This is a genomic window from Eubacterium sp. OM08-24 (assembly GCF_003438075.1).
Lineage (GTDB): Bacteria > Bacillota > Clostridia > Oscillospirales > Acutalibacteraceae > Ruminococcoides.
The window spans coordinates 27,492-42,221 of the sequence record NZ_QSTA01000006.1; the positions used below are offsets into that span (position 1 = coordinate 27,492).

General features: G+C 35.7%; 16 protein-coding genes and 2 pseudogenes. 4 read left to right on the top strand and 14 right to left on the bottom strand.

Annotated features, from left to right (window positions below):
* The 3 genes from DXC23_RS12550 to DXC23_RS09180 form a co-directional block, all read left to right on the top strand.
* Nucleotides 1-487 (top strand): LytTR family transcriptional regulator DNA-binding domain-containing protein (locus DXC23_RS12550; protein WP_199523067.1); only part of this gene is annotated, 487 nt, incomplete at its 5' end.
* Entirely contained in the window at nucleotides 484-1,800 is a 1,317-nt protein-coding gene (locus tag DXC23_RS09175; RefSeq protein ID WP_117705814.1) for a GHKL domain-containing protein, read from the top strand. The genes DXC23_RS12550 and DXC23_RS09175, both read left to right, overlap by 4 nt.
* Nucleotides 1,801-2,075: 275 nt before the next feature.
* Entirely contained in the window at nucleotides 2,076-3,437 is a 1,362-nt protein-coding gene (locus tag DXC23_RS09180) for a hypothetical protein (RefSeq protein WP_117705815.1), read from the top strand.
* 30 nt (nucleotides 3,438-3,467) lie between these two features.
* On the opposite strand, the gene DXC23_RS09185 is transcribed toward DXC23_RS09180, so the two are convergent.
* The 3 genes from DXC23_RS09185 to DXC23_RS09195 are packed head-to-tail and all read right to left on the bottom strand — an operon-like array spanning nucleotide 3,468 to nucleotide 6,554.
* Complete coding sequence (locus DXC23_RS09185) at nucleotides 3,468-3,734, bottom strand: helix-turn-helix domain-containing protein (RefSeq protein ID WP_117705816.1); 267 nt, start codon at nucleotides 3,732-3,734, stop codon at nucleotides 3,468-3,470.
* On the bottom strand, nucleotides 3,727-5,655 hold the full coding sequence (locus DXC23_RS09190) for a type IV secretory system conjugative DNA transfer family protein (protein WP_117705817.1): 1,929 nt from the start codon (nucleotides 5,653-5,655) through the stop codon (nucleotides 3,727-3,729). The genes DXC23_RS09185 and DXC23_RS09190 overlap by 8 nt, the downstream gene beginning before the upstream one ends.
* On the bottom strand, nucleotides 5,637-6,554 hold the full coding sequence (locus DXC23_RS09195) for a DUF3991 and toprim domain-containing protein (protein ID WP_117705818.1): 918 nt from the start codon (nucleotides 6,552-6,554) through the stop codon (nucleotides 5,637-5,639). Before DXC23_RS09195 ends, DXC23_RS09190 begins: the two co-directional genes overlap by 19 nt.
* Nucleotides 6,555-6,760: 206 nt before the next feature.
* Between DXC23_RS09195 and DXC23_RS09200 the strand changes: the two genes are divergently transcribed.
* Complete coding sequence (locus DXC23_RS09200) at nucleotides 6,761-7,474, top strand: hypothetical protein (RefSeq protein WP_117705819.1); 714 nt, start codon at nucleotides 6,761-6,763, stop codon at nucleotides 7,472-7,474.
* A 45-nt stretch (nucleotides 7,475-7,519) separates the two neighbouring features.
* Here the strand turns inward: DXC23_RS09200 and mobP3 are convergent, their stop codons facing one another.
* From mobP3 to DXC23_RS09255, 11 genes and pseudogenes are all read right to left on the bottom strand, one after another.
* Nucleotides 7,520-8,938: a MobP3 family relaxase gene (gene mobP3 / locus DXC23_RS09205; RefSeq protein ID WP_117705820.1), complete on the bottom strand. Its 1,419-nt coding sequence runs from the start codon at nucleotides 8,936-8,938 to the stop codon at nucleotides 7,520-7,522.
* A 3-nt stretch (nucleotides 8,939-8,941) separates the two neighbouring features.
* Nucleotides 8,942-9,343 (bottom strand): ribbon-helix-helix domain-containing protein, encoded by a 402-nt coding sequence (locus DXC23_RS09210; protein ID WP_117705821.1) that lies wholly within the window; start codon nucleotides 9,341-9,343, stop codon nucleotides 8,942-8,944.
* 352 nt (nucleotides 9,344-9,695) lie between these two features.
* On the bottom strand, nucleotides 9,696-10,094 hold the full coding sequence (locus DXC23_RS09215; protein ID WP_117705822.1) for a hypothetical protein: 399 nt from the start codon (nucleotides 10,092-10,094) through the stop codon (nucleotides 9,696-9,698).
* The gene (locus tag DXC23_RS09220; RefSeq protein ID WP_117705823.1) at nucleotides 10,091-10,615 is read right to left on the bottom strand and encodes a gamma-glutamylcyclotransferase family protein; all 525 of its coding nucleotides are present in this window, start codon (nucleotides 10,613-10,615) and stop codon (nucleotides 10,091-10,093) included. The genes DXC23_RS09215 and DXC23_RS09220 overlap by 4 nt, the downstream gene beginning before the upstream one ends.
* Nucleotides 10,616-10,741: 126 nt before the next feature.
* Nucleotides 10,742-11,254 (bottom strand): annotated as a pseudogene (locus tag DXC23_RS09225) (amidoligase family protein); the annotation flags it as partial.
* A gap of 1 nt (nucleotide 11,255) precedes the next feature.
* Nucleotides 11,256-11,981: a hypothetical protein gene (locus DXC23_RS09230; RefSeq protein ID WP_117705825.1), complete on the bottom strand. Its 726-nt coding sequence runs from the start codon at nucleotides 11,979-11,981 to the stop codon at nucleotides 11,256-11,258.
* A gap of 1 nt (nucleotide 11,982) precedes the next feature.
* Complete coding sequence (locus tag DXC23_RS09235; protein WP_117705826.1) at nucleotides 11,983-12,168, bottom strand: hypothetical protein; 186 nt, start codon at nucleotides 12,166-12,168, stop codon at nucleotides 11,983-11,985.
* A gap of 13 nt (nucleotides 12,169-12,181) precedes the next feature.
* Nucleotides 12,182-12,844: a hypothetical protein gene (locus DXC23_RS09240; protein WP_117705827.1), complete on the bottom strand. Its 663-nt coding sequence runs from the start codon at nucleotides 12,842-12,844 to the stop codon at nucleotides 12,182-12,184.
* A 293-nt stretch (nucleotides 12,845-13,137) separates the two neighbouring features.
* Entirely contained in the window at nucleotides 13,138-13,527 is a 390-nt protein-coding gene (locus tag DXC23_RS09245) for a hypothetical protein (RefSeq protein ID WP_117705828.1), read from the bottom strand.
* Nucleotides 13,528-13,635: 108 nt separating this feature from the next.
* On the bottom strand, nucleotides 13,636-14,130 hold the full coding sequence (locus tag DXC23_RS09250; RefSeq protein WP_117705829.1) for a helix-turn-helix transcriptional regulator: 495 nt from the start codon (nucleotides 14,128-14,130) through the stop codon (nucleotides 13,636-13,638).
* 142 nt (nucleotides 14,131-14,272) lie between these two features.
* Nucleotides 14,273-14,718, bottom strand: a pseudogene (locus tag DXC23_RS09255) (type VI secretion protein); the annotation flags it as partial.
* Between the last annotated feature and the right edge of the window lie 12 nt (nucleotides 14,719-14,730).

The window sequence follows — 14,730 nt, forward strand, 5'->3', positions numbered from 1 at the left end:
TATTATTGTCTTTATAGTTACATCTTTTCAAGGATATCTTGATGATGCAATGGATTTAAAGGTTTTTAGATTTTTATCTAAACCCATTGACGAAAATAGATTTTTTAGGAGCATGGAGATTGCTTTAAATCTGTATAAACAAAGCACAGAAAAAATTGTCTTAGACTATTTTGATGAATGTCACAATATATTTACAATTGACATCTTGTATTTAACTATAGAAAATCGCAAAACTAAACTAGTTACAAAAACGCAAGAGTTCATTTCAAATAAAAAGTTTGATTATTGGAAAAAGCAGTTATCCAAATACGAGTATTTTGCCCAATCACACTATAGTTACATAGTTAATTTAAAGAATGTAACAGACTTTAATAAAAATGAAATCACATTATCATTTAATTCTAAAAAAGCAACAGTACCTATATCCCGTAGTTTCTATGCATCATTCAAAAAAGCTTTTTATGAATATATGGGAGGTACAACATGATTTCTAGTATCTGTTACGCTATAGTCTTTCTGATTGAGTCACTCATATCTTTTTATTATTTTGATTTTAAATTTAAACGAAGAATATCAAAAAAATTTATTCCTATATCAATACTTTTATCCGGTTTAGTCCTATATATTATAAACCTTATCGAAATTCCGCTGATAAATGCTGTTTGTTTTTATGTTTGCAATTTTATTATCTTGAGAATTTGCTATAATTCAAGCATAAAATCCGGTATATTTGCTAATTTTGTCTTGTTGTTTTTAATGATTATCACAGAATTAATTGTTATTTTACCATTTTCTGTTGTATCTCGTTTTAGTCTTTTTGAAAGCCGGTCTGACGCATTTATCCTCATTATTCAGGCAATTATGAGTAAATTGCTTTATTTTATTTTTATATGGGGTGTTCTAAAATTTTCTGAAAAAGAATCTAAAAGTACAGGTTCTAAATTTTCATTACTGCTTTGCGTTTTACCCATGGCTTCAATAATATTAATGCATACAAATGTATATCTTTGTACATTCTACTCCGTAAACAACAACTTTAAAATTGCTATAATTATAGGTAACATTCTCATACTATTGTCAAACATAATAGTTTTTTACCTCCATGAAACAACGATAAAAATAAATAGGAAATACACTCAAATACTTTTAGATTATCAGCAGGAAATAAATACAATAGATTACTATGATTTGTTACGAGAACAAAACGAAAACTCAAAGATATTAATTCATGATATAACAAAACATTTAAAGACAATTAAACAATTATCAGAAGACAAGGATTCAAATATAGCTCAATATATTTCTGAAATTGTTAATGATTTTAGTATTATGAATCCAATTGACTACTGTAATAACCCTACAGTAAATTTAATTACTCATAGGTACTATGAGATATGCAAGAGAAATAACATCAACTTTACAATCAGTATAAAAAACACAAATATTGATTTTATGAAAGAACATGATATAACCGCCTTGCTTGACAATCTTTTAGAAAATGCAGTTGAGTCAGCGTTAATGACAAATGAAAAATTTATTGATTTTTCTATTAGTACAAGAAATTCCAATTTTGTAATCATTAAAATTTCAAATTCTTGCAATAAAAAACCTAAATACATTGATGGAACTCTCGTATCTTCTAAAAGCACATCCGGTATGCACGGAATTGGCACTAGAAGTATTAAACGAGTAGTTGAAAAATACAATGGAAATTTAGAAATGAAATTTGATAGCAATACAAATACATTCACTTCTACTATTGGAATAAACTCTAATATACAAAATAGCAATCAAACATAATCTCTTATATTTACATATATTATTATTCGTTATTTACTTATTGAAACAGTGTTACCGCCCTTGTTCACGGTAACACTGTTCAGTTACGATTTATCTAGGCTTTTTCGAGTTTTATAATAATCATGTAAGTGCTTAAGTATCGCTCTTTAGAAATAAATTATATTTTCTTAGACTTATATAATCTATCTGCATTGATACTATTGTCTGTTTCAACAATTATTTATGTAATTTTGATGTTAAAAATCAAATTATAGTATCAGGAAAAGGAATATCTAATGAAATGTTTTAAAAATCGCTATAACAATTTATCATATATAATTTTCACAATACTATCTTTGTTTTCAATAAGTTTGATTTTTAACAATAATATATGGTTTGATGAAGCTTATACACTGTCGCTAATTCAGCACAATTATTCCGAAGTAATTGAAATATTAAAATCGGATATGCATCCTCCTCTATACTTTATATCTCTGAAATTCTTCTGTGAGATTTTCGGTTATTCGATTTTAGTAACTAAAATTTTTTCGGTACTCGGTTACATTGCAACGCTTTTGCTTGGCTGTACCGTGGTTAAGAAGCATTTCGGTTCGGATACATCAGTGGTCTATATGCTTACTATAGGGGCAATTCCTATGTCGCTTTATTTCAGCGTTCAGCAAAGGTCATATGAGTGGTGTATATTTTTTGTTACGCTTTGCTTTACGGAAGCTTTGCTGTTTCTTGAAAATCACGGGACGCGGCATTGCGTTATATTTGTTATCACCGCTTTGTTTGCCGCGTACAACCACATTTACGCTTTGCTTGCGGTCGGCATGATTTTCATTTTCGTGAATATCTATGCTTTTGTAAAAGACGGAAAGCTGATAAAAGCAATCATAATATCTGATATAGCTATGACGGTGGGATATTCTCCGTGGATTATCCCGCTGTTATATCAAACCGAGGCGGCTGCCGGTAGCTTCTGGCTAAAAGGAGTAGAACCGCTTTCGGTGGTTGTGTTTGCATCGGGAATTGTTATTTCGACGCTGATACTCGCCAAAAAGGAAAACCGCAGGTTATCTGTAATATTTGCGATAACCTGCGTATTAAGCGTTCAGGCGATAGGTCTGCTTGTGACAATTTTCATTCGCCCCTTTTACATAGCGAGGTACAGCGTTGTTATATCGGGAATTTTCGCGCTGCTTGTCGCTTTCGGCACACAACATATAAAAGAAAAAGTTAAAAATATTATTTGCGTATTGCTTTGCGCACTTAACGTAGCCTGTCTTATCGGCACGGGAATATTTGAATACAACCCGTCAATGAATAATTTTTTCAACCGCTTTGATGAAATAGCTTCTTCAACAGATACATTTTTATATTGCGACAGCTCATTCGGAATTTTGTCATATTATTATCCCGAAAACACGCATATCTGCACTTATTACGAACCGTGGTTTTCGGCTTTTGACAATGTTGATTGTGTCAATAAAAAGGATATTGTAAATGATATTGATTTTGATAATACGGTTTGGTTTGTTAAGAACGAATTAACCAAGACGCCTGATTACATAAAAGATAATTTTATTTTGGAATTAACGGATACATTCAAATGTGATTTCAATACCTTTGAGGTGTATTTGGCTAAAAAATAATATGTATTATATGTTCTTACCATCATACTTTTATAATGTTTTATTTTTTATTCTATATAGCAAACTGCTCTTACCACCCTGTTCACGATAACGCTGTTCGGTTTCGATTAATCCGGCTTTTTTCAAATCTTTAATAGCTCTGCGGACGGTAGCAGGCGACAGCTTTATGTCGTCTGCTATTGTTTTTACAGAGGGGAAGCATTCACCATTTTTATCGGCTCGGTCGTGTAGATAGGTATAGACTGCTACGGCTCTGTGGGGTAAGTCCATTTGATAGAGAAAAGTTAATCTACTCATTGTCCAGCACCTCCTGAGGTTGTCTTTCGGTTCTGACGACTACTTTTCCCTGCTTATTTTTGTTCTGTTCAACGCTTGAATTTTCGGGTTCTTCTGTTGGCTCATATTTCTGTTCAGAATCAATAGTATTTCCACGGTCGGCTTGTTCCGCATTTGGTGAGGTCTTAAGATTTTCATTTTTCTTCTTTTTCTCACTGCTTGCCTCATCAAAATCCGAATCAGTTGCAGGCTGTTCAAGATAGTGAGGATAGTATTTCTGAATTATGTTATTGAACAACTCCGAACGGTTTGCATAGTGAACTTCACGATTGCCGTTTTCCATGACCTCATACTTTTCCTCAAATTCAATGCCCCATTCAAAGAACAGCTTAAGCTTAACTTTCATGGGATAAAAACCTGTTTTCATAACAACAAATGTGCCTTTTGGAAGTGACTTCAACTCATCGGGAGTCATAAGTGGTCGTTCAATCATTTGCAAGGATTGCGACGGATCGTTTTTGCTCCTGCTTACAGAGCCTGACATAACAGTTCTTGAACCGAGTGCTTTTGATAGGACTTCCGCACTTGTGCTGTTTGGAGCAAAGCCGCCGAAAATGGTCAGCTGTGTGTTATCTATGATAACATCAGCACCCTCTTTGCCGTAATTTTTCTCAAGTTGTGCGAAGGATTGAATTATTGGCACTATCTGTAACCGCCTTGAACGGGAGGCAGAGAACATCATCTCTGCCGAATCAATCTTCGGCAAAGTGCCAAATTCATCGCAGAAGAACACACAGCGGTTTTTCAGTACACCTCCATTTTCATCTGCAACTGAAAGTATTTCTCGGTAAAGCTGTTGGATAATCAGCGAAACCATAAAGAAAGTGTTGGGGTTTTCTTCGGGCATTACAATGAATATTGCACACTTTTCATTACAGAATTTTTCAGCGTCTATTTCTGTATCAAAACACAAAAGCTGTTCAAGCTCAGAGTCAAGAAATGCATTCAGCCTTGAAAGTGCCGTACTCATTACGCTTGACATAGCCTGTTCAGCTGTGTTGAGAGCCGCCCCTGCAAACCACTTTGCCTTGTGGTCATCGGGCAGATAGTCCATAAGAAGCTGAAACTGATTTTTCCCTTTCTTTCCTGTTGGTGCGAGTAGTTCCTGAATGATTTTGAATACCGAAACAATGTGGCGTTCTTCAGGTTTGCAAAACTCTGACACAAGTAAAATTGTTGCTGTGAGAAGTCCCTCGGCGGCATCATAAAAATATGCATTTTGACCGAATGATGCCGAGTCCATACCGGAAAGAATAATTGTTTTTGAAATGATTTTTGCATATTTTTCTGCCCTCACCTTGTAAACAAGATGTTCGGGTTCGGCTTTGTATAAGTCCATATATTTGTTTACGAGGTGCAGAAGATTGTTACCATGGGAGCGTGTGGGATTACGCAAATCTATGACTGAAATTTTGTAGCCGTAATACTTTTCTGCAATCGTTCCGTAGTTGCGAACAATATCGCCTTTGGTGTCGGTTGATAAAAATGACATACCCGTTGCACAGGCATATTCAATGCATGGATATAACCAATAGGCGGTCTTGCCGACACCGGCCGCACCAATCATCAGAGCGTGAACATCTCCTGTATCAACCATTGCGGTTGTTCCTTTTCTACTGTTCTTGCAACCGACAACTATTCCTTGTTCAGTTGGTCTGCTGTCAGGATTTGTACGCCATTCATTTGGTTTAAAATCAATTTGCTTGTAGGTTTTCTTGATTTCCTTTTTTGTCGCCCAACGAGCCGTACCATGCTGACCTTGTCCGACCGTCTTGTTCTTTATGCGGTTGAGGGAATAGTAATTTCCGACCGTAGAAATAATTATGAACAAGGCAAACATTGAACCTGCAACAATAATCAGAGTTATAACACTTGACGGCATATTTCATCAGTCCTTTCACCGTTTAAAATATCATCATTCCAGTCTTTATGGATAGGAATGAGGATTTCGCTTTTGATATTCATTGAGTTTAATTTATCGGCTATCCGTTTGTTTGCTGTCTGTCCTGCCTCGTCATTGTCAAAGCAAAGAAACACATTTTTAATATTTGGATTGTCTTTAAGACATTGAAAAAGCACCCTGTCCGAAACGGAACAGGATGCCGCATAGCTGTGTTCTTGCCAGTTTTCCTTGTGCATTGAAATGTAGGAAAGCATATCAATCGGTGCTTCAAAGAGATAAATTTTATCGCTTGTGCCGTGCCAGTGAAAACTGAATTCGGGTTGACTTCCTGCAGCATTTCCTTTGTACGGATTGTTCGTCACAGTTCCTCGCTTGTGGGCGTGGCGAGGTTTACCGTTTGAATCGTAGCCGACAAAGACAGCGTTGTGAAAATCTGACGATTCATAAATCATTTTCCGCCGCACGAACTCATACAAAACATCTTTATCAATACCACGAGTCAACAGCAGATAAGAAAAAACTCGGCTCATTCTGTCATTCCTTGGTGGCAATTTAAAGGGTTTATGCTCTTTTTCTATGGGCGGTGATGTTATGATTTGACTGCCACCGTTATTCAAAAGCATTTGAACCGCTTCGGCATAGTCCTTGTTGTAAAATTTGCGAATGAAATCAATCGCATCACCGCCTTTTTGTTCGTACTGATGATACCAGAGATGACCTCTGATTGTGACCTTTTGCGAACCGTCAAGCCATTCATATTCCGAACCTGATTTCTTGACTTTCTCGCCTTGATGGATTAAAAAATTAGCAAGGTCTGTTCGCCTTGCCTGTTCTCGCTGTTCTTTTGTAAAATGAATGTAGGTTGATATTTTAATCACTTCCTTGTATATATTTTTCTTTTCTGCTGTAATATCTTATAGTTGGTAGTTCTTCTCTTATCACTGTGACAGGAGGCACCTATCAACCTTTGGGTGCAGTTTCCCCTTGGCGGTGTGATGATTTTTTGATTGACAATTTCCTATATATATGGTAAGATAATTATAAATAATCGATCAAAAATTATAAATTTCAGGAGGTTAATCCTATGACAAAGGAAGAATTATTTGAGCCAATAACGAAGAAATATAATGAACTAAAACTTGCATTACAAGGAACAGATATAGATAAAATAAGAGAACTTACTTTAGAAGTTCATGCTATGGTGCATCCTGCTGAAATTTCTGGAAGAACTGAAAAAACTATTGCAGATTATGTTTTGGATTATATGTTAAGAGGCAATCAAAATGAATTAGTGCCCAGAGAGGATTATGATGTGGATTTACATTACGCAGGCACTAGAACCGTTCCTTTGTGTTGGCAATTTTGGCATACATATCGAATTGAAGATTTAGTAAGCAATATTTTAATGGCAAATCAAAATCAAATATTCAATGAAGAATGGCAAAGAAAAATTGGTTCACCTATTACAGATACAGGCAATGCTTTGGAACTTGATGAAGCAATAGCGTTTGGAAAAGAGATAAACGTTGAAGCTCTTCATGAATATATGCTCGCAGTTGGTAAAAACACACGTAATATATTAGGAAATCTAACATTAGTACAGATAAATTCAATGGTACCGGAAGAATGGGTAATGAGAATATTAGAAGAAGGTGGAGTAACAACAGATTTTCGCTCGGTATGGTTATTAGTATTTTGGGGAAGGTTAACAATGGGAGGTATGATTTTAACTCCAATGACTGACCATCATATGATGCATTTACCTCCATGTTTAAACAATTTACCGATATTAGATTGATTTAAAGAAAATCCCTTTTGCCAACTTTATTCATTAAATCTGTGATTACATTTTTAAACCCTGAGCTTGTTTCTTATCATTTATCTTCTGCTGAAGCTTTTTATCCGTTCTTTGCACTTTCTGCTTTTCTTCAAAACGGAGCTGATTTTGAATTATGTTGCAGAGGTAGCGCAGGAGATAAAGGGAAGAAACTGCAACACTGTTTCGGTTGGTTTTAATTGAATAATGAGGATACAGAACACCTCTGCCTGAATCAAAGACTGATTCGACAGAGGTGTTTTCTTCATATTCAAAGGGATTTAAAACAGATTCTTCGTCCGTATTCTCTCTTTTCTCAACCTCATCTTCAGTGAGATTTAGTTTCAACGCTTCCTTGATTATTGCATTTTTGATTGACTTGAATTCCTTATTATCAACCAATGGAATACGCTCGGGCATTTCATCCGTGTAGGTGCGGATTGTATTTTCCTTTTGCTCATACCAAAGGACATACAGCTTTTTGATTCTATCATCATTTGCAAGCTCATCAACAATTGAATCAACGATGGCTTTTACATCGGGTTTCAGATAACCGTAGACCTTTTTGCCTTTCGATTTTGAAAGTCTGTCGGCAAGTTCCAACAGCTTATGCTGAATTGATGCACTAATATATATTTCAGAGTTAATCTTTGAAACCAAATCCTCTACAATTTCACGAGCCTCAGCACGGAGCTTATCTCTGTGTTCGGTCTGCTTCTGATAAATACTTATCAAGTCCTGACGGAAAATTACCTTTGCAAGATTTGACTTTATGTTTTCAATGCCTTTTTCCGTTAGATACGCTTCGTTCGGCTTTTTAGAATATGCAATCATATGAATGTGTGGATGGTGTCCTTCATTATGAAAAGCCGCATACCATTTGAAGTTTTCGGGAGCGATTTTCATATTCTCCGCTATCATATTTCGCTGTGAACGAATTAAATTCATCCAAGCTTTTGCATTGTTGTAGCCCAGCCGTTCCACATCCTCTCGCTTTAGAGAAATGATATGAGTCCAGATATTACTATTACTCTCGGCAATCTCTTTTTGCACATTAGATAAAACTATCGGCACACCATCATCAGTAAATAAGCCGTGTGAGGATATTTTTTCTACTCTCGGTCGCTGTGCAATGTAACTTACATACTTTTCTCTGTCGCCGAATAGTTCAGCGTGAGCTTCGGCAATCCGCAAAATCAATTCATCTGCATTACCTATGTTCGGCTTATCAAGATAATCCTGATACTCATACAAGTCCTTTGAGTCAGGATAATCAGAAAGCAATTTCTTAATAATCTGTTTTTGTCTTTCGGTTGTTTCCATAAACTTTTGTGTACTGTCAGCCTTTTCAACTCCGTCACGAGTCGCAATGTAGGAAACATAATTTCCGATATGAGTTTTGAAATTCGGCTTGATGTAGGGCGATTTCATAATAATTCTCGGCATAGCTTACCCTTTCTGAAACCTTACAACATCATCAAACTTATATTTACCGCTGTTTCGTTTGACCTCATCAACACATATTTTTCTTAAATCTCTCAGCTGTCCTTCGGTAATATCATTGGTCGCCGCAACAACATGCATCAGCATGGCAAGTTCCACACCTTGCTTGAAGAGAACTCTTGCGAGCCTGTCCTCAGTATCAAGAATTTTTGAACTGATGACAGATTCAAGTGCAGGAGTAAGCACACGACTTACATTTTTTGAGTTTAGCCACGCAATGTAAAATTCTATTGCATCGGATATGAATTCACTTCGTGATGTTGCATTGGTTATTGAGATTGCATTATCACAGGCTTTGAGTAAATCCTGATTGATGTACAGTCCTATTCTCTTTGAGTCGTTGTCCATTTTTCACCTTTTCCTTCAGTAACACTTGGAGTATTCAGAAAAAACCTCTTAAAATCGGCAAAATCGGGCAGTTTGGAATACAAGCGGTAACACAATCCAAAAAAAGTAACACCTTTGAAAATCCCCGAACGGCGTTGCCGGTCGGTGTGTTTCGGCGACCGTTGCTCTGCAACGGAATACGCCTTTATCCTGCTTAAATACCTACCCTTGAAAAACTGCCCAAATTGCCGTAACTTCGATTTTTCACACCTTGCCACAAACCACCCGATTTCGGCTTTTATTCGATTTCGGATACTTTTCCGACTTCTCCTTTTAAAGCCGACACAGGGCGAATGTGGCGAGAATACCGCCGTTATTCTGCTTTTATTGATTTGCCGTTTATTACTTCAAAATTACACTCTGTATATGACAGTCCGTACTCCTTAACCTCACGATTCAGAATATCAAACATAGCCTGTTCAATACTGCGAGGGGATAACTTGATTTCATCACTCAAAGTGTCATAGCAAATCCATTCTTCACTCTCGGGTTTGTCCTTTACAAGAATATCAAAGCCGAGGAGCATTTTATCGGGTGTGGGAAATACAACGGCATTGATTTTCACACAGCCGACTGTGAGTGAAGCAAAGAGAGTGTCATGCTTGTCCTTTGGATTTTCACAAAGTAATTTCTTAACTTCGTTTACCGACAAATACATTTTGAAAATATACTTATCACCGAGTTGCTTTTTCAGTTTCTTCCTCTCGTTCATAAAGTCATACCACCCATTCCCATATCTTCATCTTCGTCAGGTGAATCAAACAGATTGTTCTGTTCAAGGTTTTCGTAGTATTTCTTTGCACTGTCAGTTACCGCATCATTTAGAATTTTCATATCAAAACCGCAGTCCTTGTAACCCTGTGACGCTGTATCGTAGTAGCTCGCACTTGGCAATCCGAACTGCTGTTTCAGATTCATAATGTAAACCATTGCAGTCAGTTCAGAGCCGTTATTCAATTTCACAGGCAAGTCCTGCTTGAAGTAGTGTGACGGATAACCCTCGTAGCGGTCAAGCAATCTTTCATCTCTCGGCTGAAGTTCCCATAAAGCAACGGGAACTGACTTGCCAATACAAGGTGCGATTGTTGCGTATGAACAATTTGGCATACCCTTGAACTGTAATTCGTAATTTTCAATTGTACCTTTGCCAACAAGTTTTGCAGTTGGGCAACGATATTTCATCTGATTGAGATTAAGGTTACTGCCATAGGCAATGTATAATTTTTTACTCATAATAGATTTCTCTCCTTACATACTCATAACAAAACCCGAAGTTTCTTCCTGTTCATCATTTGGAACAGGATTGACTTCGGGTTCGTTGACATTTATATTTTCGTTTGTATTATTAAGTTCTGCGGCTCGTTTTTGAGCAAGCCTTTCCTTTTGTTTTTCAGCCTGTGCAGGATCCTTCCACGCAATGTTTCCGTCAAGATTTTTCAGCAGATGATGACGAGCTGTTTTGAATTCGTCACCTATCAAACCTAATCTCAAAAGCCAAGTTCTGAAAGTATACTTTTCATTGTCCGATACAGTTTTAGCGTGTCTTGCAGACTTCTGTATCAACGCCTGATGACTGATTGCAAGGCACAGCTGAATCGCACTTTTGACCTCGCCTGCGTGTAAGGTGGAATTGAAAAGGCGGAATTCAATCGTACCCTTGTAGAACACGCTGTGAAGATTCAGTGCGTGATAGCGAGTGTCATCATAATGTCTGTAGCTGTAATCTTCGCCGTCATACCACATTGATTTTATCTGCTCCATTGACATAGGAGGACGGTTATTGATTTCATCAAGGAAACGAGTGTCCATCTTCTGACAGTAATGCTCACGGGAAACATTCACTTTCAATGCTTTGTATAGCAAGTCCTCTTTTTCATTTCACCTCTGTTATATACTCAAATTCATGTAAACTCGGTGTACTTTCTCCTTTGCTTACACACAAAGTAAAAGTTTTATAAGGATTATAACGCTTTATTAATGTATCTCCGTAAGAAGGATAAGTATCAAATTTTTGTGAGCATTGTCTATAATTTTCAATATCAAAGAAATAACCGTTTATTACAAGTTTAAAACTATAACTCTTACTAATATTTTCAAATATCGTAACCAATTGTTCTTTACTTATATTATCATCACAGTAGATTGCCTTTACATACATACCGCTAACATTGTGCTTTTTAACAAACTCTTCAATTGATAAATTTGTATTGATTTCAGGCTTAATATCCGTAACTATTTCAACATCAACCGCACAGTCTATGTTATATTTATTAAAACTCTCTACAATATCATTTTGAACTTTATATGTCATAATATTGCTCACATAATCATCTGTTACATTGCCGTCATTATCTATTACAGCTGTAAACATCAGTTTAGGGGTATCTTTCGGATGCACATAAAGTGTTGCGGAATTAGTATCTATTCTGTTTCCTATGTATTCAGCCTCAAAATCCTCGTTGTATTTTTCATTCAGCCTTTCGCATACTGTATTTGCCGTAGTATCGTTGAAAGTGCCGAGCATTGAGCAAGCACCCATTGATAAAGAAAATCCTAATGTCAAAGTTAAAACAACTGCCTTTCCTATAAATTTTATCATTTTATTTCTCCCAAGTTTTTGAAAATATAGTATTGTTTTTAATTCTAAAATTCTGTATAGACACGATTTCCGGCTTATCAAGATCGTAATTATACTTGTCTATTAGAGCATAGCAATCCGGCAAAACATGAAAAATCGAAACGCTCATATTCATATTTTCTGACGCCGCTAACATTTCATTTGCCATTTCATCATCATTATCAATTTTTTGTGTAAACTATTGCACTAATTAATCTACATTGAGAACTATATTCTTTGTAATTGCTGAATGCATTATTTGATCCAAAATACATTGAACTTGTATCTACAAAAATCTTGTTATCACCATCAAATTTTTTTGCACATTCCAAATATTTATCCGTACTTAAAAAATAACCGTTTATCAATAATCCAAAACTATATTTTGGGCTAATATTTTTAAAAGTTAATAGCATTTTCTCTTTACTGATCGATTCATCATAAAAAACAATCTTAAAATATATATCTTCTATATTGTGTTTATCAGCAAATTCATTTACCGACAACGATTTATCAGTTTCTTCACTAACATCTGATATTATTGAACCATCGACAGCACAATCTATACCGATTTTGCTAAATTCATCAACTATATCATTTTCTATTTGATAAATAATAATATTGCTCGCATAATCATCTGTCACATTGCCATCATTATCTATTACAGCTTTAAACATCAATTTAGGAGTATCTTTCGGATGCACATAAAGTGTTGCGGAATTAGTATCTATTCTGTTTCCTATGTATTCAGCCTCAAACTCCTTGTTGTATTTTGCATTCAGTCTTCCACATACTGTATTTGTCGTAGTTTTGTTGAAAGTGCCGAGCATTGAGCAAGCACCCATTAATAAGATAACACCTAATAAGAGGGGAATACAATTACTTTTTTACTGCCTTTTTCATAATTCTTATTTCCTCATTATTTTTATCATAGCTAATAATTTATATTATAGCACAAAAACAACAAATGATATACCAATAATCAAAAAATATTATATTTTTATCAATCATTACTTTTAAGAAAGCCAAATATATAAATGTGTAATAGTCATGAGCAATACAGTTATTTTTCATAACAAAAACAAGCGACAGTTTAATTTTCTGCCACTTGTTAAATATCTCTATTTCATTTTTCGGATTACCCCAACTCTTGACATAGAGCCAGTTTTTTTACAAAGTCCTTGTCCTCTGATTTATCGGACAGGGAGAACAGATAGATAACCTCTGCCTGCGTGTTATAGTCGGACAGTTTTTTGCTTTTGAGTTGATTTTCAACCTCAGTCATTGTGTTGTTGATAAGCTGTAGATTTTCCATCTGCTCGGCTGAGATATTTTCTTGTATGGACTTACCCAGCTTGTCAGTGTCAATATCCATACTGCCGTTGAAAATTGACACAACAGCAATAATCGGCATAACCACAATTATGATTACGCCGATTATTATACCGCCTATTGTTTTTATGACCTTTTTATCCGTGAGCAGAGAAACTGCTATTTTCTTTAGTGCCGCACCTATGGTTGCACTCATTGAATCACCTCCGCAAATAAAAATCCGATTGACTTTCATTTAAGAAAAACAATCGGATTATAATATTTTTTAATTGTAAAAATAATCTTAAACAGGATATTGACTATCTCACTTATAAAGACAGTTTTCTACATAAATCATCATTCTGTTATTCTGGTAACCATATTCAATAAATGCTATCAATGGTACTAATCCAACAAACCATGGTTTACTGACAACAAATGGCAATACAAAAGCGACAATTAGAATTAACAATAAAACAACAAAAAGTGATATATGCTCCTTACGCCATTTCTTTTTGAAATATGCTTTTCTTTCCTCAAACGAGAATGCACTTTCTTTTGAAACAGCAATTATGTTTTCATCTGCATTTTTCCGAAACTCTTCGTCTGACATCTTTTGTCCAGCCAACAATTCATTTATGCTAACATTAAATTCCTTTGCAAGTAGTTGGAGCATTTCAATGTCTGGCATATAGTTACCATTTTCCCAGCGAGATATTGTTTTGTTTGTTACACCAATTTTCTCTCCGAGCTTCTCTTGAGTTAGTCCGCTCTGCCGACGAAGCGTAGCAATAAATTTACCGATTTTTATTTGATCCATGACGTTCACCTCCGAAAATATGGTACATCAACGGTTATGAGAATTCTTCCCCACAAACAGAGAATGTGTCAAATATCAATTTATTAACCTGTTATTTTGTAATTATCATACCACAATTTTAAAATTCTGTCTATTCAAAATTTTATCTTCCACCTGCACTTCCGAAAATTTCGGCTTTGTATTCAGGAGCCTGAACAAGAAGCAGATACCTTTCGTTTCCACACCTATACAGACAAGTGCCACGCTCACCGAATTTGATTAGGGCATACTCATTTGGTTCTACCATTAGGGCATCTTCAAAGTCCTTTGGATTGATATTACCGGGGAAGAACAGGAAATGATGAGTCGGAATTGAAAACAGCGGCTTGGTAATTCCTTAACGCTTGGAATCAGAAAATCGTCGATATTTTGCGAGGCAAGAATTACTGCTGAATCTTTCTTACGTACACGTTTCATTGCATTGCGGATATACTCAATTGCAGTGAGGTTGGATAAAAATAAATAGAGCTCGTCTATTGATGCAACTGTGTTTCCCTCTCCAAGGAGCTTGTTGCTCATATATGAGAGGATATTAAAAAGCATAGCGTCTGCGTAATATCA

Excerpts from the sequence above, each read along its gene's own strand:
- DXC23_RS09175 (WP_117705814.1), top strand. The coding sequence starts at position 484 with ATGATTTCTAGTATCTGTTACGCTATAGTCTTTCTGATTGAGTCACTC.
- DXC23_RS09180 (WP_117705815.1), top strand. The coding sequence starts at position 2,076 with ATGAAATGTTTTAAAAATCGCTATAACAATTTATCATATATAATTTTC.
- DXC23_RS09185 (WP_117705816.1), bottom strand. The coding sequence starts at position 3,734 with ATGAGTAGATTAACTTTTCTCTATCAAATGGACTTACCCCACAGAGCC.
- DXC23_RS09190 (WP_117705817.1), bottom strand. The coding sequence starts at position 5,655 with ATGCCGTCAAGTGTTATAACTCTGATTATTGTTGCAGGTTCAATGTTT.
- DXC23_RS09200 (WP_117705819.1), top strand. The coding sequence starts at position 6,761 with ATGACAAAGGAAGAATTATTTGAGCCAATAACGAAGAAATATAATGAA.
- mobP3 (WP_117705820.1), bottom strand. The coding sequence starts at position 8,938 with ATGCCGAGAATTATTATGAAATCGCCCTACATCAAGCCGAATTTCAAA.
- DXC23_RS09210 (WP_117705821.1), bottom strand. The coding sequence starts at position 9,343 with ATGGACAACGACTCAAAGAGAATAGGACTGTACATCAATCAGGATTTA.
- DXC23_RS09215 (WP_117705822.1), bottom strand. The coding sequence starts at position 10,094 with ATGAACGAGAGGAAGAAACTGAAAAAGCAACTCGGTGATAAGTATATT.
- DXC23_RS09220 (WP_117705823.1), bottom strand. The coding sequence starts at position 10,615 with ATGAGTAAAAAATTATACATTGCCTATGGCAGTAACCTTAATCTCAAT.
- DXC23_RS09230 (WP_117705825.1), bottom strand. The coding sequence starts at position 11,981 with ATGATAAAATTTATAGGAAAGGCAGTTGTTTTAACTTTGACATTAGGA.
- DXC23_RS09235 (WP_117705826.1), bottom strand. The coding sequence starts at position 12,168 with ATGGCAAATGAAATGTTAGCGGCGTCAGAAAATATGAATATGAGCGTT.
- DXC23_RS09240 (WP_117705827.1), bottom strand. The coding sequence starts at position 12,844 with ATGGGTGCTTGCTCAATGCTCGGCACTTTCAACAAAACTACGACAAAT.
- DXC23_RS09245 (WP_117705828.1), bottom strand. The coding sequence starts at position 13,527 with ATGAGTGCAACCATAGGTGCGGCACTAAAGAAAATAGCAGTTTCTCTG.
- DXC23_RS09250 (WP_117705829.1), bottom strand. The coding sequence starts at position 14,130 with ATGGATCAAATAAAAATCGGTAAATTTATTGCTACGCTTCGTCGGCAG.